Consider the following 22,191-nt stretch of genomic DNA (forward strand, 5'->3'; position numbering starts at 1 on the left):
CAGCGTCGTAGACGCAAGCAGCCGCTTTGACGAGCGGAAATCGGGAGACCGGCCAGACCAGAGCCGGAAATCGGCTGGGCCTATGGCGCAGATCGCAGCTTGAATGGCCGCTCTGCGGCTAAGCTAAGGGTTGCGCTTACTTTGGCCGTGGCCGAATGATGACCGGACGATAGACCACCGGCCGGTCCCAAGGATCGAAAGCCGACGCACTTCTCAGCTCAGCGCGCCGCGCGAGATCGATGCGCTGCAGACATTCGGCGAAGGCGTCATTCTTCCTGACGAAGCCGTAGGACCGGCATTTCGCCTCGTCCGCGGCACGACGGTCTTCGGCCGTCATGCAGCCTGCACAGGTCGCCGCCAACGCGACCACCATCGCCGTCTTGTGGCACATCGTGTCCTCCTCGCCATAAAAGTGGAGACTGACTGTAGACTTAAGATCAGGGCCTATCAATCTGATCGACGTGTGCGGCCTGATGCAGGCTCAACATCTTATCGGGCCTGCCAATTATTGGTCGTGAAGTGGGCGGCGATGCCTGCGGTTCACTGTTCCCGGCCGTCCCGCGATCGAAAGCCGCGTTTCCTGCCTGGCCCGCTCGGCCACCACCTTGCCCCTGGCGATGACGCAGAGGCGCTCGGGACGCAGACGCAAGGCCTCGACCGGATCGCCGGCATCGAGGACGACGAGACTGGCGCGCTTGCCGACCGCCAGGCCGAGATGGTCGAGGCCCATGATGGCAGCGTTGACGTTGGTGACCATGTCGAAGCAGCGTGCCATGTCGGCCGGGCTCGACATCTGGGCGACGTGAAGGCCCATGAAGGCGACGTCGAGCATGTCGGCGGTGCCCAGCGAATACCAGGGGTCAAGCACGCAATCCTGACCCCAACCGACGCGGATGCCGTGGGCAAGCATTTCCTTGACCCGCGTCAGGCCGCGGCGTTTGGGGAATGTATCGTGGCGACCCTGCAGCATGATGTTGATCAGTGGATTGGGGATCGCCGAGACGCCTGCCTCTGATATCAGCGGCAACAGCTTCGAGACATAGTAATTGTCCATCGAGTGCATCGAAGTGAGATGCGAGCCGGCGACCCTGCCCTGCAGGCCGAGACGTTGCGTCTCATAGGCCAGTTGTTCGATATGGCGCGACAGCGGATCATCGGTCTCGTCGCAATGCAGGTCGACCATGAGGCCGCGCTTTGCCGCGATTTCGCACAGTTCCGTCACCGAACGCGTTCCGTCGGCCATGGTGCGCTCGAAATGCGGAATGCCGCCGACGATGTCTACACCCATGTCGAGCGCCCGGATGGTGTTATCGCGCGCCGTCGGCGAGCGATAAAACCCATCCTGCGGGAAGGCGACCAGTTGCAGGTCGATATAGGGCGCGACCGTCTTCTTCACATCGAGCAGGGCTTCGACCGCCAGCAACCTGGTATCGCAGACATCGACATGGGTGCGGATGGCGAGCAGGCCCATTGTGACAGCCCAGTCGCAATAGGCGAGCGCGCGCTCGCGCACCGCTTCGTGCGTCAACAGCGGCTTCAGCTCGCCCCACAGCGAAATGCCTTCCAGAAGCGTGCCCGACGTGTTGATGCGCGGGATGCCCAGGGAGAGCGTGGCGTCCATGTGAAAATGCGGATCGACGAAAGGCGGCGAGATCAGATTGCCATGGGCGTCGATCGCCGTGCCCGCGCTAACGTTCAGCTCCGGCTCGATGGCCGCGATCGTCTCGCCGATGATGCCGATATCGGCGATCCTGCCGTCGGGCAGCGTGCCGCCGCGGACGATAAGGTCAAAATCCATCTAAAGCCACCTCGTTCAAAAAGCCGGAACCTTCAGCCGCGGCTCTCCCTTCTCCCCCTGTGGGAGAAGGTGGCCGCCCACGGGTCTTGCCTCCGGCAAGCCCGAGGACAGGCTCCGCGGCCGGATGATGGGTGCTCCAGCTTGGCACCAGCGGCACTCCGTCCAGCACCCCTCAACCGTCTTGGCGCTACGCGCCAATCCACCTTCTCCCACAAGGGGAGAAGGAAAAGCGAACCTATTCCGGCACATACCTTACCGCACCCTTTGCAGCACTGGTCGCCATCGACGCGTAGGCGCGCAAGGCCATCGTCACCTTGCGCTTGCGCTTTTCCTCTGGCTTCCAGGCGGCAGCTCCCTTTGCCTCCATCGCGGCGCGGCGGGCGGCCAGTTCGGCATCGTCGACGGCAAGCCGGATGGTGCGGTTCGGGATATCGATCTCGATCGTGTCGCCCTCATGCACCAGCCCAATCAGCCCGCCTTCCGCCGCCTCGGGAGAAGCATGGCCGATCGACAGGCCGGAGGTACCGCCGGAAAAGCGGCCGTCGGTGACCAGCGCGCAGGCTTTGCCGAGGCCCTTCGATTTCAAATAGCTGGTCGGGTAGAGCATTTCCTGCATGCCGGGGCCGCCGCGCGGCCCTTCGTAGCGGATGACGACGACATCGCCGGCCTTGATCTCGTTGGACAGGATCGCCTTGACGCTGGCGTCCTGGCTTTCGAACACCCTGGCCGGGCCGGTGAATTTCAAGATCGATTCATCGACGCCCGCGGTTTTTACGATGCAGCCGTCCAGTGCCAGATTGCCCTTGAGCACGGCAAGGCCGCCGTCCCTGGAAAAGGGATGCTCCACCGAGCGGATAACGCCGGTTTCGCGGTTCGTGTCGAGATCGTCCCAGCGCCGGTCCTGGCTGAAGGCGACTTGCGTCGGCACGCCGCCTGGTGCCGCAAGGAAGAAATCGCGAACGTTCTGGCTTGACGTGCGCGAGATATCCCAATGGTCGAGCGCTTCGCCGAGACTTGCGGTGTGCACGGTTGGCAGGTCGCGGTTGATCAGTCCGGCGTTGTCGAGCTGACCGAGGATCGCCATGATGCCGCCGGCGCGGTGGACGTCCTCCATATGGACGTCGGCCTTGGCCGGCGCAACCTTGCACAGCACCGGAACGCGCCGCGACAGCCGGTCGATGTCCTCCATGGTGAAATCGACCTCGCCCTCATGCGCGGCAGCCAGGATGTGCAGCACGGTGTTGGTCGAGCCGCCCATGGCGATGTCGAGCGTCATCGCATTCTCGAAGGCGCCCTTCGAGGCGATGCTGCGCGGCAGCGCCGTGTCGTCGTCCTGCTCGTAGTAGCGCTGGGCGAGATCGACGATCAGATGGCCGGCCTCCACGAACAGCCGCTTGCGGTCGGCGTGCGTTGCCAGCGTCGAACCGTTGCCGGGCAGCGAAAGGCCAAGCGCCTCGGTCAGGCAGTTCATCGAATTGGCGGTGAACATGCCCGAGCAGGAGCCGCAGGTCGGGCAAGCCGAGCGCTCGATGGTCTTTACGTCCTCGTCGGAGATCTTGTCGTCAGCGGCAGCGACCATGGCGTCGACCAGATCGAGCGCCTGCGTCTTGCCGGCGAGCACCACTTTGCCGGCTTCCATCGGCCCGCCGGAGACGAAGACTGTCGGGATGTTGAGGCGCAGCGACGCCATCAGCATGCCCGGCGTGATCTTGTCGCAATTGGAGATGCAGACCATGGCGTCGGCGCAGTGGGCATTGACCATGTACTCGACCGAGTCGGCGATCAGCTCGCGCGACGGCAGCGAATAGAGCATGCCGTCATGGCCCATGGCGATGCCGTCGTCGACAGCGATGGTGTTGAACTCCTTGGCCACGCCGCCGGCCTTCTCGATCTCGCGGGCGATCAACTGGCCGAGGTCCTTCAAATGGACATGGCCCGGAACGAACTGGGTGAAGGAATTGACTACGGCGATGATCGGCTTGCCGAAATCGGAATCCTTCATGCCGGTGGCGCGCCACAGGCCGCGGGCGCCGGCCATGTTGCGGCCATGGGTGGTGGTGCGGGAGCGATAGGCAGGCATGAATTTTCCTTGACTGGCCGGCGACGCTCGATGGGAGCGCGGCGGCGCTGAATTCGACCGCAGGCGTTATAGACGCCGACGCCTGGTCTGGCCACAATTTTGCGCCGCGCCAGATTCTTTCGAAAATTTCGATACCACTGTCGGATTGCGTGCCGAGCAGCCGTCCTTGGGCAAACGGCAAGAGGATGGCAGCATTCTCGGAGCCAGCCGTTTCACCGTGATAGCAACCGAAAACAGCCCGAGGAGCAAGCAAATGCAAAAGATCACCCCCTGCCTGTGGTTCGACGACCAGGCCGAAGAGGCCATGAACCACTACATCTCCATCTTCAAGAACTCGAAGGTGCTGAGCGTGATGCGCTGGCCCAAGGGCAGCGGCGATAATGAGGGCAAGGTGCTGGTGACCTATTTCGAGCTCGACGGCGTGCAGTTCCAGGCGCTCAACGGCGGGCCGCAATTCAAGTTCACCGAGGCAGTCTCGCTCTCCATCGACTGCAAGACGCAGGAGGAGGTCGACTATTTCTGGGACAGGCTCATCGAGGGCGGTGGCGAGCCCAGCCAGTGCAGCTGGCTGAAGGACAAATTCGGCGTCTCCTGGCAGGTCGTGCCGGAGCAATTGCCGAGGCTGCTGCAGGACCCCGACACAGAAAAGGCCGGCCGTGTCATGCAGGCGATGATGCAAATGACCAAGATCGACATCGCCAAGATCGAAGAGGCAGCCAAGGGCTGAGGGAAGGCGACCTCCCCTTCTCCCCTTGTGGAAGAAGGTGGCCGAGCGAAGCTCGGTCGGATGAGGGGTGCTGGAAGGATCGCTACCTTGAAGAGGTAAACGCCTAGAACCCTTCGACGTTTCACGCCGAGTTTCTTCCAACACCCCTCTTCCGTCTCGGCGCTGCGCGCCGATCCACCTTCCCCCACAAGGGGGGAAGGGAGGGCCGCAGCTCAAGCCGCCTTGTCGCGGACCTGATAATCCTTGACCGCGGCGAAGCGGATCGCCTTCCAGCGTTCGGCCTCGTAGTTGAGCGAAAAGGCGTGCTGGGCCAGGAACACCGGATCGTGGTCGAGGTCGCGGGCAATGTCGCCGCGATGCGCCTCGATGAAGCGATGCATCTCGGCCTTGTCGTCAGCCGATATCCAGCGACAGACCGAAAAGCGCGACATCTCGAAATCGACGGGCAGCGTGTACTCGATGCTCAGCCGTTCCTTCAGCACGTCGAGTTGCAGCGCGCCGACGACGCCGACGATGGCCGGTGAACCGTCCTCCGGCGAAAACAATTGCACGACGCCTTCCTCGGCCATCTGGTGCAGCGCTTCCTTCAGCTTCTTGGCCTTCATCGCGTCGCCGAGGCGGACGCGGCGCAGGATTTCCGGCGCGAAATTCGGCACGCCGCGGAAAAGTATCTCCTCGCCCTCGGTCAGTGTGTCGCCGATGCGCAGCGTGCCGTGGTTGGGGATGCCGACGACGTCGCCGGCAAAGGCCTCGTCGGCAGTGACGCGGGTGCGGGCGAAGAAGAATTGCGGCGCCGACAGGCTCATCGGCTTTCCCGTGCGCACCAGTTTGGCTTTCATGCCGCGCTCGAGCTTGCCCGAGCAGACGCGGACGAAGGCGATACGGTCGCGGTGGTTGGGGTCCATATTGGCCTGGATCTTGAAGACGAAGGAGGTCATCTTGTCCTCGGTCGCCTCGACCTTGCGGGTGTCGGCGTCCTGCGCGCGCGGCGGCGGCCCGTAGGCGCCAAGCGCTTCGATCAGGTCGCGCACGCCGTAATTGCGCAGCGCCGAGCCGAAATAGACCGGCGTCAGATGGCCCTCGCGAAACGAGTCGATGTCGAGCGGACGGCAGGCTTCGCGCGCCAGCTCGAGCTCCTCGATGAAGGCTTCGCGCTCGTTCTCCGGCAACAGCCCGGCGACGCGGTTGGAATCGGGACCATTGACCGGCGTGCGTTCCTTCTCCGCGTCGCCCTTTCGCACGGCGTTCAGCGCCAGGTGGTAGGTGCCGGAAAAGGTTTTGCCGCGGCCGATCGGCCAGGTGATCGGCGCGGTGTCCAACGCCAGCTTCTGCTCGATCTCGTCGAGGATCTCGAACGGGTCGCGGCTTTCGCGGTCCATCTTGTTGACGAAGGTGATGATCGGGATATCGCGCAGCCGGCAGACCTCGAACAGTTTTAGCGTGCGCGGCTCGATGCCCTTGGCGGCGTCGATGACCATGACCGCCGCGTCGACCGCCGACAGCGTGCGATAGGTATCGTCGGCGAAATCCTCGTGGCCGGGCGTGTCGAGCAAATTGAAGACATTGTCCTCATACTCGAAGGTCATCACCGAGGTGACGACCGAGATGCCGCGCTCGCGCTCGATCTTCATCCAGTCCGACCGGGTCTGGATGCGATCCTTCTTGGCCTTGACCTCGCCGGCAAGCTGGATGGCGCCGCCGAACAGCAGCAGCTTTTCGGTCAGGGTCGTCTTGCCGGCGTCCGGATGCGCGATGATCGCGAAAGTGCGGCGGCGCGCCACCGCGTTCGTGATGTCTTCAGCCAATTTATGGAATCCCATGTGGTGCGCGGGCTTCTAGCAGCGCTTTTGTGGCCTGTCGAACAGTTTTGGGCAGTTGCCCGGTCTTGAGATAGGGTTGCCGCAACGACATCAGAAGACCCGATTCGACAAAGGACCATCGATGAGCGCAGCCAAGCAAGTCATCGTCGTCGGCGCCGGCATCATCGGCGCGTCCATCGCCTGGCATCTGGCGAAGGCCGGCGCGAAGGTGACGGTCATTGCCGACAGCGGCGCCGGCGGCGTCGCGACGCCGAATTCCTTTGCCTGGATCAATGCCAGTTGGGGCAATCCAGAAGCGTATTTCCGGCTGCGCACCCGTTCGATGGCCGAATGGACGCGGCTTGCGCATGACGTGCCCGACATTCCGTTGGAATGGTGCGGCGGCCTGTGCTGGGACCTGCCGCCGGCCAAGTTGGAGGCCTATGCCGTCGAGCATTCTGCCTGGGGCTACGGCATCGAGCGCGTCGACCGCGTGGGAGCCGCACGTATAGAACCCAATTTGACCGAGCTTCCCGATTTCGCCCTTCACGTCGCTGAGGAGGGCGTGGCCGAGCCGGTCGCGGCCACGCAGACGCTGCTGGCCGACGCCGAGCGGCTTGGCGCGCGGGTGATGACCGGCACGACAGTCACCGCGCTGATACAGACCAATGGTAGGATTACCGGCGTGGATACGTCAGGCGGACGGATTGCCGCCGACGAGGTGGTGATCGCGGCCGGCGCCGGCTCTCCGGCAATCGCTGCGACGGCCGGGATAAAACTGCCGATCGAGACGCCGCCCGGCCTGATCGTCCACTCACGCCCCTACGAAAGGCTGCTCAACGGCCTGGTGATCGGCGATCGGCTGCATATGCGCCAGACTGCCGAGGGCCGCATCATCGCCGGTTCGGATTTCGGCGGCGCCGATCCGGGCTTGGATGCCGAAGCCACCGCCCGCGAGCTGTATGCGGCGATGAAGAGCATGCTGCGCGACGCCGGCGGGCTGGAACTGGATTTCCGCACCGTCGGCTACCGGCCGACGCCGATCGACGGCTTTCCGATCATCGGGCGGGCTCAAGGCGTGGGCGGCCTCTATGTCGCGGTCATGCATTCCGGCATCACGCTGGCGCCTGCGGTCGGCCTGTTCGCCGCCCGGGAAATCCTCGACGACGCGCGCGACCCGCTGCTTGAGCCTTATGGGCTGACGCGGTTTGCTCAATAATCTGGCGGCCGGCGAAAGCCGCCGGTCAGCGGCGCCATCGCCTTGGCGATGCCAAGCAGCCGCGATTCGGACCAGCGGCGGCCGACCAGTTGCAGGCCGATGGGCAGGCCGTCGCGGTCCTGCCCGCAGGGCAGCGACAGTGCCGGATGGCCGCTATAGTTGAACACCGCGCCGTAGGCCGGCAGCAGCCAGTAGCTCTGCTCCCTGTCATCGACCTTGATCGGTGTTCCCGGCTCGCAATGCGGAAAGGCCGTGGTCATGGCGACGGGGCAAAGCAAGACATCGCAACCTTCGAAAAACCGGTCCCAGGCAAGGATTGACTGGTCGCGGCGGGCGAGCGCCTCGAACCAGCGCGAGACCGGTGTCGGTTCTTCTGGCGGCTCCGGCTGCGCAGCCTCTAGCATCATGCCGATCAGCGCGCCGCCTTGCGTCAGATCGTCATGCAGGTCGAGCGTCGGCAGTCTTGCCTCCTCGACGGCTGCCCCCGCAGACTTGAGTTGCTCGGCCAGACTTTCGACCGCGGCCCTGATCTCGCCGGCTACCGGAAAGCCCGGAAAGGCCGGCGCGAAAGCGATGCGCAGGGTCTTGGGATCAACCTCCGGCGGGCCCTCGACAGGCACCGGCGCAAGATCGGTGTCGCTGCCATCCGGCCCTGCTATGATCCCCAGGATCAGCGCCAGATCTTCGACGTTGCGGGCCAGCGGACCGATACAGGACATCAGCCGCACGCTGCGCGGCGCATCGGCGGGATCGGGAAAGGCGCCGGCCAGGGAGACGCGATGCTCGGTCGGCTTGAGGCCGTAGATGCCACAAAAGGCTGCAGGCAGGCGGATCGAATCCTGCATGTCGGTGCCGATCTCGAATGGTGTCATGCCCGCGCAAAGTGCTGCCGCCGCTCCCCCGCTGGAACCGCCGGCGGTGCGCGAGAGATCCCATGGATTATTGGTGCGGCCGAACAGCGGATTGTTCGACTGCCAGTCGACCAGCATCGTTGCGACATTTGTCTTGCCGACCAGCACGCCGCCGGCCGCCTTCAACCTGAGAACGACCGGGCTGTCCTGCCGTGCGACATAGTCGGCGAAGGGCGGGAAGCCAACCGTGGTTTTCATCCCAAGTGTTTCGTGCGTGTCCTTCAGCGTGAACGGCACGCCGTGCAGCGGCCCAAGAGCGTCGCCGCGCGCCTGCGCTTCGTCGGCCTTCTTCGCTCGAGTGCGAGCCCCTTCCCTGTCGAGCGTGACGACCGCGTTGACCGCCTCATTGTGCCTGTCGATCTCAGCCAAATGCGCGTCCAGCGCTTCCACGGCGGAAATCTTGCGGTCGCGGATTGCGGCAGCCAATTCTCTGGTGGAGGAAAAGACGAGGTTCATGACCAATGCTCCGGCTTGCTAGCGGCGCCAGCCTCACCAAATGGCGGGCTACGGCGCGTCTTCAAGCCGAGTTCAGCATTCGAGGACCGGTGTTGCTTGATCGGAATTGCGCTGCGAGGGTCTGCTGAGGTCGGCGCCGTCGCGCGATATTGCCGCGATAGCGAGGGATCTACACGGCCAGCGCCAGCCTTGCCGGCTCGGGCGCAAACGGACGAATGGTCACGCCGTCTCTGGTGATGGTGACGAAGCTAGAGGGCGGGATCGGCTGCCAGTCGCCGCCATCACGGTCGAAAGGCTCCGACATAAGACATCGCCCGCCGCCATTGCGGAAGACGGAGGTGTAGAGCGTCGGCGCGTGGGCATCGGTCGCATAGCGCACCGCATGGAGCGATTCGCCGTCCGACAGGGCGGCGGTAAGTCTCAGTGCCGGTTCGAAGCCGGCGCGGCGCGAGGCATCGATCACCCGCGCCGTAGCGCGCGACACCGCGCCTTGCGGATCGCCCGCCAGACCTTCGTCGATCATCAGGAGAAAGAAGAGTTCGGAATCGGTGGTGCCTTCGCGCTGGGCGAAGCCAGCGTCAGAGAGCGAATTTTCCAGCGCGCGGCGGATTCTTTCGAAGCCGCCGATCTGGCCGTTGTGCATGAACGACCAGCGGCCGGCAGTGAAGGGATGACAGTTCATGCGGCTGGTGGCGCCGCCGGTCGAGGCGCGCACATGGGCGAGAAACAGGCCGGATTTGATCTGCCGGCACAGGCTCTTCAGATTGGGATCGGACCAGGCCGGCAGAATGTCGCGATAGAGACCCGGTTCGCGCCGATCACCGTACCAGGCGAGACCAAAGCCATCGCCATTGGTCGGCGACTTGGCTTCCTGGGCGCAATGGCTCTGGGCGATCAGCGAATGGCAGGGTGCCGTGACGATGTCTTCGAGAAAGACCGCTTCGCCAAGATAGGCCGCCCACCGGCACATCGCTTAATCTTCCCTCAGGCGCGATCCATGCGAGCCGCAGGCTCCTTGATTGGGTGTGTGCCTCTGCTGTGCGTGCGCTCATAGAGCTCGCGAACGATTCGGCTGGCCGTAGTCTCAAACACAAACGGCAAGAAAGCGTGAATGAGCGCGGCGAACGCCGCCATGAACAGGCGCGAGCAGAACCACGCCGCGAAGGCCATATGGCTGAAATAGGTCTCGCCCACCTTGGCCGGGTGAGAGGTAAAGAGCCTTGCAAGCCGTGTCGTCATGGTGATCCCTCCTACCGGGACAAGCCCCGATGCTGAGTATTCTGGCACGAGCTTTTGGTTCATTGGTCCCAAATCATCCTTGTGTTTGGCCAATTATTGGGACAAACATCCCACATGCCGCGGGAAATCGATGAGATCGACCGAAGATTGCTGGCCGAGTTGCAACGCGACGGCACATTGTCGGTCGACCAATTGTCGGAAAGAGTGTCGCTGTCGCGCAACGCCTGCTGGCGCCGGGTGAAGCGGCTGGAAGAAGACGGCGTCATCACCGGCCGGGTGGCGCTGGTCGATGCCGACAAACTTGGACTCGGCCTCTCGGTGTTCATCCTGGTCCGGACCTCCAACCACGATCCGGACTGGCTGCAAAAATTCCGGGCGGCAGTGAGCGGCTTTCCCGAGATCACCGGCGTCTACCGCATGTCCGGCGACCTCGATTATGTCTTGCGTGCCCGCGTCGCCGATGTGAAGGCTTATGACCGGCTCTATCAACGGCTGATCGCCAAGGTGGCGCTGTCAGACGTTTCGGCCTCCTTCGTCATGGAGGAGATCAAGGAGACGACGGTCGTTCCCATCGAACTGCGCTGAAGCGGAACTGCGCTGAAAGAAAGCCGTTGATAGCCTAGCCGCCGAGTTGACCGAATCGGCGTTGACAGCGATAGGATCAGCCTCATGCGCGCAGCACTCTACACTTCCTCTGTCATCGGTCCGGCCGTCGGCTTCGTCAGGTTGCCGCATGGTGAAGGCCTGCCGCTTCCCGCCTACGAAAGCACGGGCGCCGCCGGCATGGATCTGCGCGCCGCGGTGCCGGACGACCGGCCGCTGCTGATCCTGCCGGGAAAACGCGCGCTGGTACCGACCGGGCTGATCCTGGAGATCCCGGAGGGCGTGGAAGGCCAAGTCCGGCCGCGTTCAGGCCTCGCCTTCAAGCACGGCCTCACCTGTCTCAACACACCGGGCACCATCGACAGCGACTATCGCGGCGAGGTCAAGGTGCTGTTGATCAATCTCGGCGACGAGGATTTCGCGGTGACGCGTGGCATGCGGATCGCCCAGATCGTCTTCGCCCCGGTGACGCAGGCGACGGTCGAGGAGCGCACCTTGGCCGGCGGCACGGCACGTGGCTCCGGCGGCTTCGGATCGACCGGCACGGCCTGATGTCCCTACCCAAGCTCGTCATCTTCGATTGCGACGGGGTTCTGGTCGACACCGAGAACCTGGCCAATCGGCGCCTTGCCGAATGGCTCAGCGCTGCCGGCTATCCGGCGAGCTTCGAATATTGCCGCAAGAATTTCTCTGGCCGCAGCATGGTCTCGGTGCAGAAGGAAGTCGAGGCGACCGGCGTCAGCCTCGGCGCCGATTTCGTCGAACGCTGGAACGCCGGCCTGCCGGACCTGTTCGCGCATGGCGTCGAAGCCGTCCCCTATGTCAGGGAGTTCATCGAAGCCGTGCACGCGGCCGGCATCGCAACTTGCGTCGCTTCATCGGCACGGGTGTCTAAAATGCACATCACGCTCGGCCAGACCGGGCTGCTGCCGCTGTTCGAGCATGCGCTGTTCAGCTCGACCATGGTCTCGCGCGGCAAGCCGTTTCCCGACCTGTTCCTGCATGCCGCAGGCACGATGGGCTTCGCGCCCGCCGACTGCATCGTCATCGAGGACAGCGTCGCCGGGACATTAGCCGGCATTACCGCCGGCATGCGCGTTTATTCCTATCACGGCGACCCGCATTCCGACCGCGACGGCCTGACCGAGGCCGGCGGCATCTTGTTCGACGACATGCGCGAACTTGCCGGGCTGGTGCCGATCCACTGATCTAATCTTCAGGCTTGTTATCCGGCTGTACGCCTCGGTCGTCCGTGCTAGCTTGCGGACGCTCGACCGTGGGAGGCGCCAGCGTATGAATTCCATCCTGCTTCGCTTCGTCCTCGCCTGTTTGCTGCTGCCGTGCCTGTGGACGACGGCCGGCGCGCAAGACGGCAGCTTCCCGGACCTTGGCAGCGCCGTTCCCGGCCACCAGGACACGACCTATTTCGACCTCGCCAGGATGGTCATTCCCGATCTGGCGGCGGACAAGGACGGCTTCTACCGGGGTTCTATGCCGATCGAGATGCGCCATATCGAGGGTCCGGATAGCGGTGGCTCGCCGCCCGAAACGTCGGGCCTTTCCAACGCCGCCGCGCTGGACATCAAGGCCGGCGGCAAGGATCGGCTGGCCATGCTGTTCGACCTCGGCAGCTCCTCCGACAGCGCCGAGGGTTTCGCGGTGCTGGCGCTCTACGATCTTGCCGGCAAGCCGAGACTGCTCGACGCTGTCAATGTCGCCGTCGACCGAAGCAACTCTTTCCGCGATCCGGGCAAGCTGCCGATCGGGCCCGGTGATGACGCGATCATCACCCTGAGCACGCATTTCAATTCGAGCCAGGGCTATATGAGCACGCCCCTGATCCTGGTCCGCGACGACAGGTTCGAACTGATCGACATGATCTATACGTTCGACGAGTCGCTGTGCGCCTACAAGCGCACGCAAGAATTGACCTTTCAGACCGTTGCGGACGGCCAGCCCTATGCGGCCATCAAGGCGACGGTGACCGATGCCACCGTGCCGAATGGCGAAAGCTGCGACGATCCGGCGCCCGAGGCTTCCTCGCGCGACATCTCCGCCACCTACCATTGGGACGGGACCGCATACGTCAAGGGGTCCGACGCATTGGACAAATTGGCAGGAGAGAACGCCAATCGCTTCTGAACCAATCGCATTCGTTTGCCCGTCGGGCAGTGGCGGGATAAAATGCGCTTCGCACTCTGGGGAGCATCCATGGACAAGGGCAAAATCTTTCGCGACCTGCACAGTTCGATCTTCGTCATGCCCAACCCCTGGGACGTCGGCACGACGAAACTGCTGGCCTCCTTCGGTTTCAAGGCGTTGGCGACGACCAGCGCCGGCTTTGCCTTTTCGCGCGGGCTGCCCGACGGCGCGGTGACCTTCGAGGCGATGATCCACCACTGCCGCGACGTGACGGCGGCGACCGGCCTGCCGGTCTCGGCCGATCTCGAGAAGGGCAAGGGCGACAGCGCGACGAGCGCCGCCGAGACCGTCTTTGCAGCCGAGGCGGCAGGCCTCGCCGGCTGCTCGATCGAGGACCACACCGGCGAGCCCGACAAGCCGATCTACGATTTTTCGCATGCTGTCGAGCGCGTCGCCGCTGCAGCGGAGGCGGCACGGGCGCTGAAGCACGACTTCGTCTTCACCGCGCGGGCCGAGAATTTCCTGTGGGGCAGGCCCGACATCGACGACACGATCAAGCGGCTGCAGGCCTTCGAGAAGGCCGGCGCCGACGTGCTCTATGCGCCGGGCATCAGTGACATCGAGACGGTGCAGACCGTCTGCTCGGCGCTGACCAAGCCGGTCAACGTCATGGTGAGGCCCGGCTTCACTATCGCCGATCTTGCCCTGGCGGGGGTCAAGCGCATTTCGCTCGGGCCCTGGCTCACCAATTTCGCCTTCGGCATGCTGGAGACGGCGGCGCGCGAGATCCAGCAGGACGGCACCTTCGGCTTCACCCGCACCGCCATGCCATTCGGCAAGCTGCAGGCGCTGTTTGCCGAACCCAAAGCATGACGCTCACCGTCGTCGACATGCACACCGGCGGCGAGCCGCTGCGGATCGTCACCGGCGGTTATCCCAAGATCCCCGCAGGCACCATTCTCGAAAAGCGTGCCTATGTGCGCGACCACCTCGATCATCTCAGGAAGATCCTGATGTTCGAGCCGCGCGGCCATTACGACATGTATGGCGCGCTGCTGGTGGAACCCGACCTGCCCGGCGCCGACCTCGCGGTGCTGTTCATGCACAATGAGGGCTATTCGACGATGTGCGGCCACGCCATCGTCGCGCTCGGCCGCTACGCCGTCGACGAAGGGCTGGTGGCGCGGCAGGAGCCGCTGACTACAGTCAACATCGAAGCGCCGTGCGGGCTGGTCGTCGCCTCGGTCGAGGTGCAGGACGGCAAGGCCGGTGCGGTGTCGTTCGAAAGCGTGCCGGCCTTTCTGTTCGCCCGCGATCAGGAGGTCGAATTGCCGGGCTTCGGGGCGATCGGCTTCGACATCGCCTATGGCGGCGCCTTCTATGCGCTCGCCGATTGCCGCCAGTTCGGGCTGGAATTCGGCAAAAACCGCGTGCGCGACTTCGTCGATGCGGCGACGGCGCTGACGGAGAAGCTGAAGAAGGAATTCCCGCTGTCGCATCCCGACCATGCCGACCTTGCCTTTCTCTACGGCACCATCCTGACCGACGGACAGGACGTATTCTCCGATAGCCCGACCAAGAACATCTGCGTCTTCGCCGAGGCCGAGGTCGACCGCTCGCCGACCGGATCCGGCGTCACAGCGCGGCTGGCGGCAATGCATGCCAAGGGCGAAATCGCCGGCCAGACGCGGCTGTTCGAGAGTATCGCCGGCTCGCGCTTTTCCGGCAGCGTGGCGAGGATCGCGAAAGCCGGGCCGCATGACGCCATCATCGCCCGTGTCGGCGGCCGCGCCTTCTACTGCGGCCGGGCCGAATTCATCGTCGAACCCGACGACGAACTGGGACGCGGTTTTCTCTTACGCTAGCGCCGGGCCCACAAACGAAACGGAGCGTAACGTTTGGGTGCGTACCGGAAGCACCGGACACCGCCATTCGCACCCCGGCATCACCTGAGCATCAGCACTCCTAAGCCGCTTCCCGCGCCGAGATCGCCTTGTGCAGGTGCACCATCATGGCGGCGGCGAACAGCGGCGTCAGAAGGTTGAGCAGCGGCACGGCGAGGAAGCCAGCGACAACCAGCCCGGCGAGGAACACGGTGACGGCATGTTTTTTGCGCAACGCCCGTGCCTCGGCCTCCGGGCGAAAGCGCATAGCGGCGAATTCGAAGAATTCGCGTCCCAGCAGATAGCCGTTGACGATGAAGAAGGCGGCGATGTTGATGCCCGGCACCAGCAGAAGCAGCAAGGCGACGATGTTGCCGAGGATGACGACACCGAAGAATCTTATCGCCAGCACCATCGAGCGCAGTGCCGGCATGGCGCGGCCGGGCGGGTCGTTGGGATAGTCGGTGCGCTCGACCACTTCGGCGACGTCGTCGAGAAACAGGCCGGCGATGATCGCCGTCACCGGCGCGATCAGCAGCGCCAGACCCAGCGCGAGACCGATCCCGGCGACGATGACGCCCAGCCATCCGGCCCAGGACGGCAGGCTGGGCAGCCATGCGTCGATCCATGGCCAGGCCAGCCATTCGAACAGGCCCTCGATTGCGAACCACAGCGCGGCGAGCGCCAGCAAGGTCAGGCCCAGCGTCTTCACGAACACCGAGCGGAATTCGGGCGAGAACAACCGGCTGGCGGCGGCGCGGACGGCGCTAGAGATCACGGCGTTTCCAATTCCATGGCTGGTATCTCCGAGGCAGGCGGAGACAGGGCAAGGACAGGCGCACAGCGCGATGCGGTGCATCTGCCGTTCGACAGATTAATCGATCCGACCCTAGGCAAAGCCGCATCAAATCGCTAGACCCGCCCGCGGCCGGCGTGCCAGAAAGCCGGTGGTTTTCGCGGAGACATCATTGATGCCGAACTATGACGTGCTTTGTATCGGTAATGCCATCGTCGACATCATCGCGCAGTGCGACGAGGCATTCCTGGAGACGAACGGCATCATCAAGGGCGCGATGAACCTGATCGACACGAGGCGCGCCGAGTTGCTCTACAGCCGCATGGGCCCGGCGATCGAAGCCTCCGGCGGCAGCGCCGGCAACACGGCGGCGGGCGTCGCCAGCTTCGGCGGACGCGCCGCCTTCTTCGGCAAGGTCTCGAACGATGCGCTCGGCGAAATCTACGCCCATGACATCCATGCGCAGGGCGTCGCCTTTGACACCAAGCCGCTCAATGGCGAGCCACCGACGGCGCGCTCGATGATCTTCGTTACCCCAGACGGCGAGCGCTCGATGAACACCTATCTCGGCGCCTGCATCGAGCTCGGGCCGGAAGATGTCGAGGCCGACAAGGCGTCCGGTGCGGCGGTCACCTATTTCGAAGGATATCTGTGGGACCCGCCGCGCGCCAAGGAAGCGATCCGGCAGACGGCCAAGCTCGCGCATGCCGCCGGGCGCGAAGTGTCGATGACATTGTCGGATTCGTTCTGCGTCGACCGCTACCGCGAGGAGTTTCTGGACCTAATGCGCTCGGGCACCGTCGACATCGTCTTTGCCAACAGCCACGAGATCAAATCGCTCTACCAGACCGCCTCGTTCGACGAGGCGCTGGCCCAGATCCGCAAGGACTGCAAGATCGCGGCCGTCACGCGCTCGGAAATGGGCTCGGTCATCGTGCGCGGCGACGAGACCGTCACCGTCGACGCGACCAAAATCCGGGAGCTGGTCGACACCACCGGCGCTGGCGACCTCTATGCCGCCGGTTTCCTCTACGGCTACACGCAACGGCGCAGCCTGAAGCATTGCGGCGATCTCGGCTCGCTGGCAGCCGGGCTGGTCATCCAGCAGATCGGGCCAAGGCCGAGGCAGAATTTGCGCCACGAGGCTGAGCAGGCAGGCCTGCTGTAGGGAGGCGGCACGTCTTCCTTCTCCCCTTGTGGGCTGGAGCACCCCTCATCCGACCGAGCTTCGCTCGGCCACCTTCTCCCACAAGGGGAGAAGGAAGAGGCGCTCGCTCCTCACGCCCCCGCCGTGTACGCGGCGATGGCCGCCATGTTGACGATATCGCTGTCCTTGGCGTTGAGCGAGACGATCTGAACCGGCTTGTCCAAGCCGACCAGCAGCGGGCCGATGACGGTCGAGCCGCCGAGTTCCTGCAGCATTTTGGTCGAGATCGAGGCCGAGTGGAAGGCCGGCATGATCAGCACATTGGCCGGCCCGGTGAGCCGAATGAACGGGTATTGCGCCATGGCGCGCGCGTTGAGCGCCACGTCGGCGGCCATCTCGCCGTCATACTCGAAATCGACGCGCCGCTTGTCGAGGATGCGCACCGCTTCCTGGACGCGCTCGGAGCGCTCACCCTGCGGATGGCCGAAGGTGGAATAGGCAAGCATAGCGAGCCTTGGTTCATAACCCATGCGGCGGGCAAAGCCGGCGGCTTCCTCGGCGATGTCGGCGATCTGTTCGGCATTGGGCATGTCGTGCACGGCGGTGTCGGCGACAATCACGGTTCGGCCCCGCGCCAGCACGATCGAGGCGCCGATGACGCGGTGGCCGGGCTTGGCGTCGATGGCACGGCGGATGTCGTCGAGCGCCGTGGAATAGTTGCGGGTGACGCCTGTGACGATGCCGTCGGCGTCGCCCAGCGCCACCATGCAGGCGGCGAAATGGTTGCGGTCGTTGTTGATCAGACGCTGGCAGTCGCGGAACAGGAAGCCCTTGCGCTGCATGCGCTCGTACAAATAGTCGGTGTAGACGCCATTGCGGCGCGACAGCCTGGCATTGATGATCTCGATGCCTTGCTTGCCAAGCTCGATGCCGGCGTTCCTGGCATTCTCCTTGATGATGTCGTCGCGACCGAGCAGGATGGCGGTGCCGAGCCGCTGGTTCACATAGGAGACGGCGGCGCGCATCACCTGCTCCTCCTCGCCCTCGGCGAAGACGATGCGCTTGGGCTGGCGGCGCACGCGGTCGTAGATGCGCTGCAGCGTCGAGGCGATCGGATCGCGGCGGGCGGAAAGCTCCTGCGCGTAGCGGTCGAGGTCGAGGATCGGCTTGCGCGCGACGCCGGACTCCATCGCTGCCTTGGCGACCGCGATCGGAATGGCCGAGATCAGGCGCGGATCGAACGGCACCGGGATGATGTAGTTGGGGCCGAATTTCGGCCGCATGCCCTGGTAGGCGGCGGCGACGTCGTCGGGCACGTCCTGGCGCGCCAGTTCGGCGAGAGCCCGCGCCGCGGCGATCTTCATGTCGTCATTGATGGTGGTGGCCCGTACGTCCAGCGCGCCGCGGAAGATGTAGGGGAAGCCGAGCACGTTGTTGACCTGGTTCGGATAGTCCGAACGCCCGGTGGCCATGATGGCATCGGTGCGGATTTCGGCGACTTCCTCCGGCGTGATCTCCGGATCTGGGTTGGCCATGGCGAAGATGATCGGCTTCTCGGCCATCGACTTCACCATCTTGGTGGTCAGCGCGCCCTTGGCGGACAGGCCGAGGAACACGTCGGCACCGTCCAGCGCCTCGGCCAGCGAGCGCGCGTCGGTCTTGACGGCATGCGCCGACTTCCACTGGTTCATGCCTTCGGTGCGGCCCTGGAAGACGACGCCTTTGGTGTCGCACAGGATGATGTTCTCGGGCGCAAAGCCCATCGCCTTCATCAGTTCGATGCAGGCGACGCCGGCCGCGCCCGCGCCATTGCAGACCATTTTCGTGGTCTTCATGTCGCGGCCAGTGATTTCCAGCGCGTTGATCAGGCCGGCGGCTGAGATGATGGCGGTGCCGTGCTGGTCGTCATGAAAGACCGGTATGTCCATCAGTTCGCGCAGCCGCTGCTCGATGATAAAGCACTCCGGCGCCTTGATGTCTTCCAGATTGATGCCGCCGAAGGATGGACCGAGGAAACGCACGCAATTGATGAACTCGTCGGCATCCTCGGTGTCGACCTCGAGATCGATGGAATCGACATCGGCGAAGCGCTTGAACAACACCGCCTTGCCTTCCATCACCGGCTTGGCGGCCAGTGCGCCGAGATTGCCGAGGCCGAGGATGGCGGTGCCGTTGGAAATGACGGCGACCATGTTGCCGCGCGCCGTGTAGTCGAAGGCGCGGCTGGGATCCTCGGCGATGGCAAGGACGGGAACCGCGACGCCCGGCGAATAGGCGAGGCTGAGATCGCGCTGCGTCGCCATCGGCTTGGTGGCGACGATCTCCAGCTTGCCGGGGCGGCCCATGGCGTGGAATTCCAGCGCCTCCTGCGCACTGACGGAGGGTCCGGGGTTTTCGGTTTTCCTGGCCATGATGCTTCGATTTCCTCACCCGTGCGGCACCGCTTGAGACGGGTGCAATGCTTTCTTTTGTGGAACGTTCGGGATTAAGGCTACACTTCGCCGCTGTAAACCGCCAAGCAGATGGCTTGGCAAATTTTGGAAGCAGCTTCTTGAACGACGAAACGCCCATTCGCAGCGACAGCGCTACGACGGCCTTTGCGCCGGCGACGCCGATGATGGAGCAGTATATCGAGATCAAGGCGGCGAACCCGGATTCGCTGCTGTTCTACCGCATGGGCGATTTCTACGAGCTGTTCTTCGACGACGCTGAGAAGGCGAGCCGGGCGCTCGGCATCGTCCTGACCAAGCGCGGCAAGCACCAGGGCCTCGACATCCCGATGTGCGGTGTGCCGGTGCATGCCGCCGACGACTATCTGCAGAAGCTGATCGGACAAGGGTTCCGCGTCGCCGTCTGCGAGCAGATCGAGGATCCGGCCGAGGCAAAGAAACGCGGCGGCAAATCGGTGGTGCGACGCGACGTGGTGCGGCTGGTGACGCCAGGCACGATCACCGAGGACAAGTTGCTGGCGCCGTCGGAATCGAGTTTCTTGATGGCACTTGGCCGGGTCAAAGGCGGAGCGGAACCAAGAGGCGGGGAGCGCGGCAGCGCGACAGGGAGCCAAGGAAGTTTTGCGCTGGCCTGGATCGAGATCTCGACCGGCGCCTTCCGCGTTGCCGAGACCACCGCCGACCGGCTGCTCGCCGATGTCTTTCGCGTCGACCCACGCGAGTTGATCGTCGCCGAGCCGGTGTTTTACGACGCCGAGCTGAAACCGGTGTTCGATGTGCTCGGCCGGGTCGCCAATCCGCAGCCACCGAGCCTGTTCGATTCAGCGTCGGCCGCCGGGCGCATCGCCCGCTTCTTCGAGGTGGCGACGCCGGACAGTTTCGGCACGTTTTCCCGCGCCGAACTATCGGCGATCTCAGGCGCCATCGCCTATGTCGAAAAGACGCAGAAGGCCGAGCGGCCGCCGCTGTCGCGGCCCGAGCGCGAGGAGCAGGGTTCGACGCTGTTCATCGATCCGGCGACACGCGCCAATCTGGAACTGCTGCGCACCCTGTCCGGCAGCCGTGAGGGTTCGCTGTTCAAGGCGATCGACCGCACGGTGACCGGCGGCGGCGCGCGGCTGCTCGCCGACCGGCTGATGGCGCCACTGACCGACCCGGCGGCAATTGGTGCAAGGCTGGATTCGGTATCGTTCTTCCGCTCCGAGACTCGACTGTGCCAGGCGGTGCGGGCGAGCCTGAAGAGCGTCGCCGACATGCCCCGCGCCCTGTCGCGGCTGGCGCTCAACCGCGGTGGCCCGCGCGACCTCGGCGCGCTGCGCGCCGGGTTCGAGGCAGCCGGCGCTATTGCCGAACTGTTTGGGGCGACCGCCCTGCCGCAGGAACTGGCGGCGGCGCTGGCGGCGATCGAGGCGCTGCCACGCCCGCTGGCCGAGCATCTGACGCAGGCGCTCAGTGACGAGCTGCCGCTGCTCAAGCGCGATGGCGGCTTCGTCCGTTCCAGCTATCATGGTGAGCTCGATGAGATGCGAGCGCTGCGCGACGAATCGCGCAAGGTCATCGCCGGGCTGGAGCGCTCGCTGATCGACGAAACCGGCATCCGCTCGCTGAAAATCCGGCACAACAATGTGCTTGGCTACTACATCGAAGTCACCGCCAACCACCATGCGATCATGACGAGCAGCGATGGGGCGAAGGCGCGCTTCATCCATCGCCAGACCATGGCCAACGCCATGCGCTTCACCACGACGGAACTGGCCGAGCTGGAATCGAAGATCGCCAATGCCGCCGACCGGGCGCTGGCGATCGAGCTTGCCGCCTTCGACAGGCTGACAGCGGAAGCGGTCGGCCTGTCGGACAAGATCCGCGCCGGCGCCGATGCGCTTGCCGTGCTTGACGTGTCGTCGGCACTTGCGCTGCTTTCCGAAAGCGAGGCCTGGTGCCGGCCGGTGGTGGACGCGAGCCTCGCCTTCGCAATTTCGGGCGGGCGGCATCCGGTGGTCGAACAGTCGCTGCGGCGTTCGGGCGAAGGACCGTTCGTCGCCAATGATTGCGACCTATCACCAGAGGGCGATGCCAAAAACGGCGCGATCTGGCTGCTGACCGGACCCAATATGGGCGGCAAATCGACCTTCCTCAGGCAGAACGCGCTGATCGCCATCCTCGCCCAGACCGGCTCCTTCGTGCCCGCGGCATCAGCTCATATCGGCGTCGTCGACCGGCTGTTTTCACGTGTCGGCGCTTCCGACGATCTGGCGCGCGGCCGTTCGACCTTCATGGTCGAGATGGTCGAAACGGCGGCGATCCTCAACCAGGCCGGCGAGCGCGCGCTGGTGATCCTCGACGAGATCGGCCGCGGCACCGCTACCTTCGACGGCCTGTCGATCGCCTGGGCGGCGGTCGAGTATCTGCACGAGAAGAACCGCTGCCGGGCGATTTTCGCCACCCATTTCCACGAGATGACGGCGCTGGCCAGCAAGCTCGCTCGACTGCACAATGTCACCATGCGGGTCAAGGAATGGGAGGGCGACGTGGTCTTCCTGCACGAGGTCGGCAAGGGTGCCGCCGACCGCTCCTATGGCGTGCAGGTGGCGCGTCTGGCCGGCCTGCCGGAAGCGGCGGTCGGGCGGGCCAGGGAAGTGCTGCACCAGCTGGAAGCGGGCGAGGTGTCGGGCAAGGCAAACCGGCTGGTCGACGATCTGCCGCTGTTTTCGGTGGCGGTGAAACGAGAGGCGCAAAAGCCGGCAAAGAGCGATGGACTGAGCGCGGCGCTAGGGGAGATCAATCCCGACGAGATGACGCCACGGGAGGCGCTGGAGGCGCTGTATCGGCTGAAGGGAATGGCGGGGAAGTAGTCAAGCTTCGTACGATAGTGCTCTACGGCGCCCCCTCTGTCCCGCCGGACATCTCCCCCACTTGGGGGGAGGTTGGCAGCTTCGCAGAC

19 protein-coding genes are annotated in these 22,191 nt (G+C 64.5%); 10 read left to right on the plus strand and 9 right to left on the minus strand.

The window, feature by feature from the left end:
* Positions 1–136 precede the first annotated feature (136 nt).
* The 3 genes from AC0L14_RS02965 to ilvD form a co-directional block, all read right to left on the minus strand.
* A complete protein-coding gene (locus AC0L14_RS02965) occupies positions 137–391 on the minus strand; it encodes a hypothetical protein (RefSeq protein WP_473748604.1) in 255 nt (84 codons plus the stop codon).
* A 114-nt stretch (positions 392–505) separates the two neighbouring features.
* The gene (locus AC0L14_RS02970; RefSeq protein ID WP_473748605.1) at positions 506–1,798 is read right to left on the minus strand and encodes an amidohydrolase family protein; all 1,293 of its coding nucleotides are present in this window, start codon (positions 1,796–1,798) and stop codon (positions 506–508) included.
* 235 nt (positions 1,799–2,033) lie between these two features.
* A complete protein-coding gene (gene ilvD / locus AC0L14_RS02975; RefSeq protein WP_473484088.1) occupies positions 2,034–3,878 on the minus strand; it encodes a dihydroxy-acid dehydratase in 1,845 nt (614 codons plus the stop codon).
* Between the two features lie 253 nt (positions 3,879–4,131).
* Here ilvD and AC0L14_RS02980 point away from each other — a divergent pair, with 253 nt between their 5' ends.
* A complete protein-coding gene (locus AC0L14_RS02980) occupies positions 4,132–4,605 on the plus strand; it encodes a VOC family protein (RefSeq protein WP_473484090.1) in 474 nt (157 codons plus the stop codon).
* Positions 4,606–4,817: 212 nt separating this feature from the next.
* Here AC0L14_RS02980 and AC0L14_RS02985 read toward each other — a convergent pair whose 3' ends face one another.
* On the minus strand, positions 4,818–6,410 hold the full coding sequence (locus AC0L14_RS02985; protein WP_473526141.1) for a peptide chain release factor 3: 1,593 nt from the start codon (positions 6,408–6,410) through the stop codon (positions 4,818–4,820).
* A gap of 136 nt (positions 6,411–6,546) precedes the next feature.
* Here AC0L14_RS02985 and AC0L14_RS02990 point away from each other — a divergent pair, with 136 nt between their 5' ends.
* Complete coding sequence (locus AC0L14_RS02990) at positions 6,547–7,623, plus strand: NAD(P)/FAD-dependent oxidoreductase (RefSeq protein WP_473526142.1); 1,077 nt, start codon at positions 6,547–6,549, stop codon at positions 7,621–7,623.
* Here AC0L14_RS02990 and AC0L14_RS02995 read toward each other — a convergent pair.
* From AC0L14_RS02995 to AC0L14_RS03005, 3 genes are all read right to left on the minus strand, one after another.
* On the minus strand, positions 7,617–8,990 hold the full coding sequence (locus AC0L14_RS02995) for an amidase (protein WP_473748606.1): 1,374 nt from the start codon (positions 8,988–8,990) through the stop codon (positions 7,617–7,619). The genes AC0L14_RS02990 and AC0L14_RS02995 overlap by 7 nt on opposite strands.
* Positions 8,991–9,159: 169 nt before the next feature.
* The gene (locus tag AC0L14_RS03000; protein WP_473748607.1) at positions 9,160–9,960 is read right to left on the minus strand and encodes a class II glutamine amidotransferase; all 801 of its coding nucleotides are present in this window, start codon (positions 9,958–9,960) and stop codon (positions 9,160–9,162) included.
* Between the two features lie 14 nt (positions 9,961–9,974).
* Entirely contained in the window at positions 9,975–10,229 is a 255-nt protein-coding gene (locus tag AC0L14_RS03005) for a DUF6356 family protein (RefSeq protein WP_473526246.1), read from the minus strand.
* Positions 10,230–10,343: 114 nt separating this feature from the next.
* On the opposite strand from AC0L14_RS03005, the gene AC0L14_RS03010 reads away from it, so the two are divergent.
* The 6 genes from AC0L14_RS03010 (at position 10,344) to AC0L14_RS03035 (ending at position 14,839) form a co-directional block, all read left to right on the plus strand.
* The gene (locus AC0L14_RS03010) at positions 10,344–10,814 is read left to right on the plus strand and encodes an Lrp/AsnC family transcriptional regulator (RefSeq protein WP_473748608.1); all 471 of its coding nucleotides are present in this window, start codon (positions 10,344–10,346) and stop codon (positions 10,812–10,814) included.
* Between the two features lie 84 nt (positions 10,815–10,898).
* The gene (gene dut / locus AC0L14_RS03015) at positions 10,899–11,384 is read left to right on the plus strand and encodes a dUTP diphosphatase (protein ID WP_473526146.1); all 486 of its coding nucleotides are present in this window, start codon (positions 10,899–10,901) and stop codon (positions 11,382–11,384) included.
* Complete coding sequence (locus AC0L14_RS03020) at positions 11,384–12,040, plus strand: HAD family hydrolase (protein ID WP_473526147.1); 657 nt, start codon at positions 11,384–11,386, stop codon at positions 12,038–12,040. Before dut ends, AC0L14_RS03020 begins: the two co-directional genes overlap by 1 nt.
* Before the next feature lie 85 nt (positions 12,041–12,125).
* Entirely contained in the window at positions 12,126–12,974 is an 849-nt protein-coding gene (locus AC0L14_RS03025; RefSeq protein WP_473526148.1) for a hypothetical protein, read from the plus strand.
* A gap of 69 nt (positions 12,975–13,043) precedes the next feature.
* Entirely contained in the window at positions 13,044–13,847 is an 804-nt protein-coding gene (locus AC0L14_RS03030; RefSeq protein WP_473526149.1) for an isocitrate lyase/PEP mutase family protein, read from the plus strand.
* Positions 13,844–14,839, plus strand: a complete 996-nt coding sequence (locus AC0L14_RS03035) for a proline racemase family protein (protein ID WP_473526150.1) — start codon at positions 13,844–13,846, stop codon at positions 14,837–14,839. Before AC0L14_RS03030 ends, AC0L14_RS03035 begins: the two co-directional genes overlap by 4 nt.
* Before the next feature lie 100 nt (positions 14,840–14,939).
* Here AC0L14_RS03035 and AC0L14_RS03040 read toward each other — a convergent pair whose 3' ends face one another.
* Positions 14,940–15,635, minus strand: coding sequence for a sulfate transporter family protein (locus AC0L14_RS03040; protein WP_473526151.1), 696 nt, complete (start codon positions 15,633–15,635; stop codon positions 14,940–14,942).
* A 193-nt stretch (positions 15,636–15,828) separates the two neighbouring features.
* On the opposite strand from AC0L14_RS03040, the gene AC0L14_RS03045 reads away from it, so the two are divergent.
* The gene (locus AC0L14_RS03045) at positions 15,829–16,821 is read left to right on the plus strand and encodes an adenosine kinase (protein WP_473748609.1); all 993 of its coding nucleotides are present in this window, start codon (positions 15,829–15,831) and stop codon (positions 16,819–16,821) included.
* A 110-nt stretch (positions 16,822–16,931) separates the two neighbouring features.
* On the opposite strand, the gene AC0L14_RS03050 is transcribed toward AC0L14_RS03045, so the two are convergent.
* Entirely contained in the window at positions 16,932–19,211 is a 2,280-nt protein-coding gene (locus AC0L14_RS03050; RefSeq protein WP_473484123.1) for an NADP-dependent malic enzyme, read from the minus strand.
* 140 nt (positions 19,212–19,351) lie between these two features.
* Between AC0L14_RS03050 and mutS the strand changes: the two genes are divergently transcribed.
* Positions 19,352–22,102: a DNA mismatch repair protein MutS gene (gene mutS / locus AC0L14_RS03055; protein ID WP_473748610.1), complete on the plus strand. Its 2,751-nt coding sequence runs from the start codon at positions 19,352–19,354 to the stop codon at positions 22,100–22,102.
* The last annotated feature ends 89 nt before the right edge of the window (positions 22,103–22,191 follow it).

Source organism: Mesorhizobium sp. WSM4841 (assembly GCF_055811515.1).

What these genes read in the sequence shown, in the direction of transcription:
- AC0L14_RS03035 (WP_473526150.1), top strand. Translation starts at nt 13,844, where the DNA reads ATGACGCTCACCGTCGTCGACATGCACACCGGCGGCGAGCCGCTGCGG.
- AC0L14_RS03050 (WP_473484123.1), bottom strand. Translation starts at nt 19,211, where the DNA reads ATGGCCAGGAAAACCGAAAACCCCGGACCCTCCGTCAGTGCGCAGGAG.
- AC0L14_RS03030 (WP_473526149.1), top strand. Translation starts at nt 13,044, where the DNA reads ATGGACAAGGGCAAAATCTTTCGCGACCTGCACAGTTCGATCTTCGTC.
- AC0L14_RS02980 (WP_473484090.1), top strand. Translation starts at nt 4,132, where the DNA reads ATGCAAAAGATCACCCCCTGCCTGTGGTTCGACGACCAGGCCGAAGAG.
- AC0L14_RS03000 (WP_473748607.1), bottom strand. Translation starts at nt 9,960, where the DNA reads ATGTGCCGGTGGGCGGCCTATCTTGGCGAAGCGGTCTTTCTCGAAGAC.
- AC0L14_RS02970 (WP_473748605.1), bottom strand. Translation starts at nt 1,798, where the DNA reads ATGGATTTTGACCTTATCGTCCGCGGCGGCACGCTGCCCGACGGCAGG.
- AC0L14_RS03020 (WP_473526147.1), top strand. Translation starts at nt 11,384, where the DNA reads ATGTCCCTACCCAAGCTCGTCATCTTCGATTGCGACGGGGTTCTGGTC.
- AC0L14_RS02965 (WP_473748604.1), bottom strand. Translation starts at nt 391, where the DNA reads ATGTGCCACAAGACGGCGATGGTGGTCGCGTTGGCGGCGACCTGTGCA.
- AC0L14_RS03025 (WP_473526148.1), top strand. Translation starts at nt 12,126, where the DNA reads ATGAATTCCATCCTGCTTCGCTTCGTCCTCGCCTGTTTGCTGCTGCCG.
- dut (WP_473526146.1), top strand. Translation starts at nt 10,899, where the DNA reads ATGCGCGCAGCACTCTACACTTCCTCTGTCATCGGTCCGGCCGTCGGC.
- AC0L14_RS02995 (WP_473748606.1), bottom strand. Translation starts at nt 8,990, where the DNA reads ATGAACCTCGTCTTTTCCTCCACCAGAGAATTGGCTGCCGCAATCCGC.
- AC0L14_RS03005 (WP_473526246.1), bottom strand. Translation starts at nt 10,229, where the DNA reads ATGACGACACGGCTTGCAAGGCTCTTTACCTCTCACCCGGCCAAGGTG.
- AC0L14_RS03010 (WP_473748608.1), top strand. Translation starts at nt 10,344, where the DNA reads ATGCCGCGGGAAATCGATGAGATCGACCGAAGATTGCTGGCCGAGTTG.
- AC0L14_RS02990 (WP_473526142.1), top strand. Translation starts at nt 6,547, where the DNA reads ATGAGCGCAGCCAAGCAAGTCATCGTCGTCGGCGCCGGCATCATCGGC.
- ilvD (WP_473484088.1), bottom strand. Translation starts at nt 3,878, where the DNA reads ATGCCTGCCTATCGCTCCCGCACCACCACCCATGGCCGCAACATGGCC.
- AC0L14_RS03045 (WP_473748609.1), top strand. Translation starts at nt 15,829, where the DNA reads ATGCCGAACTATGACGTGCTTTGTATCGGTAATGCCATCGTCGACATC.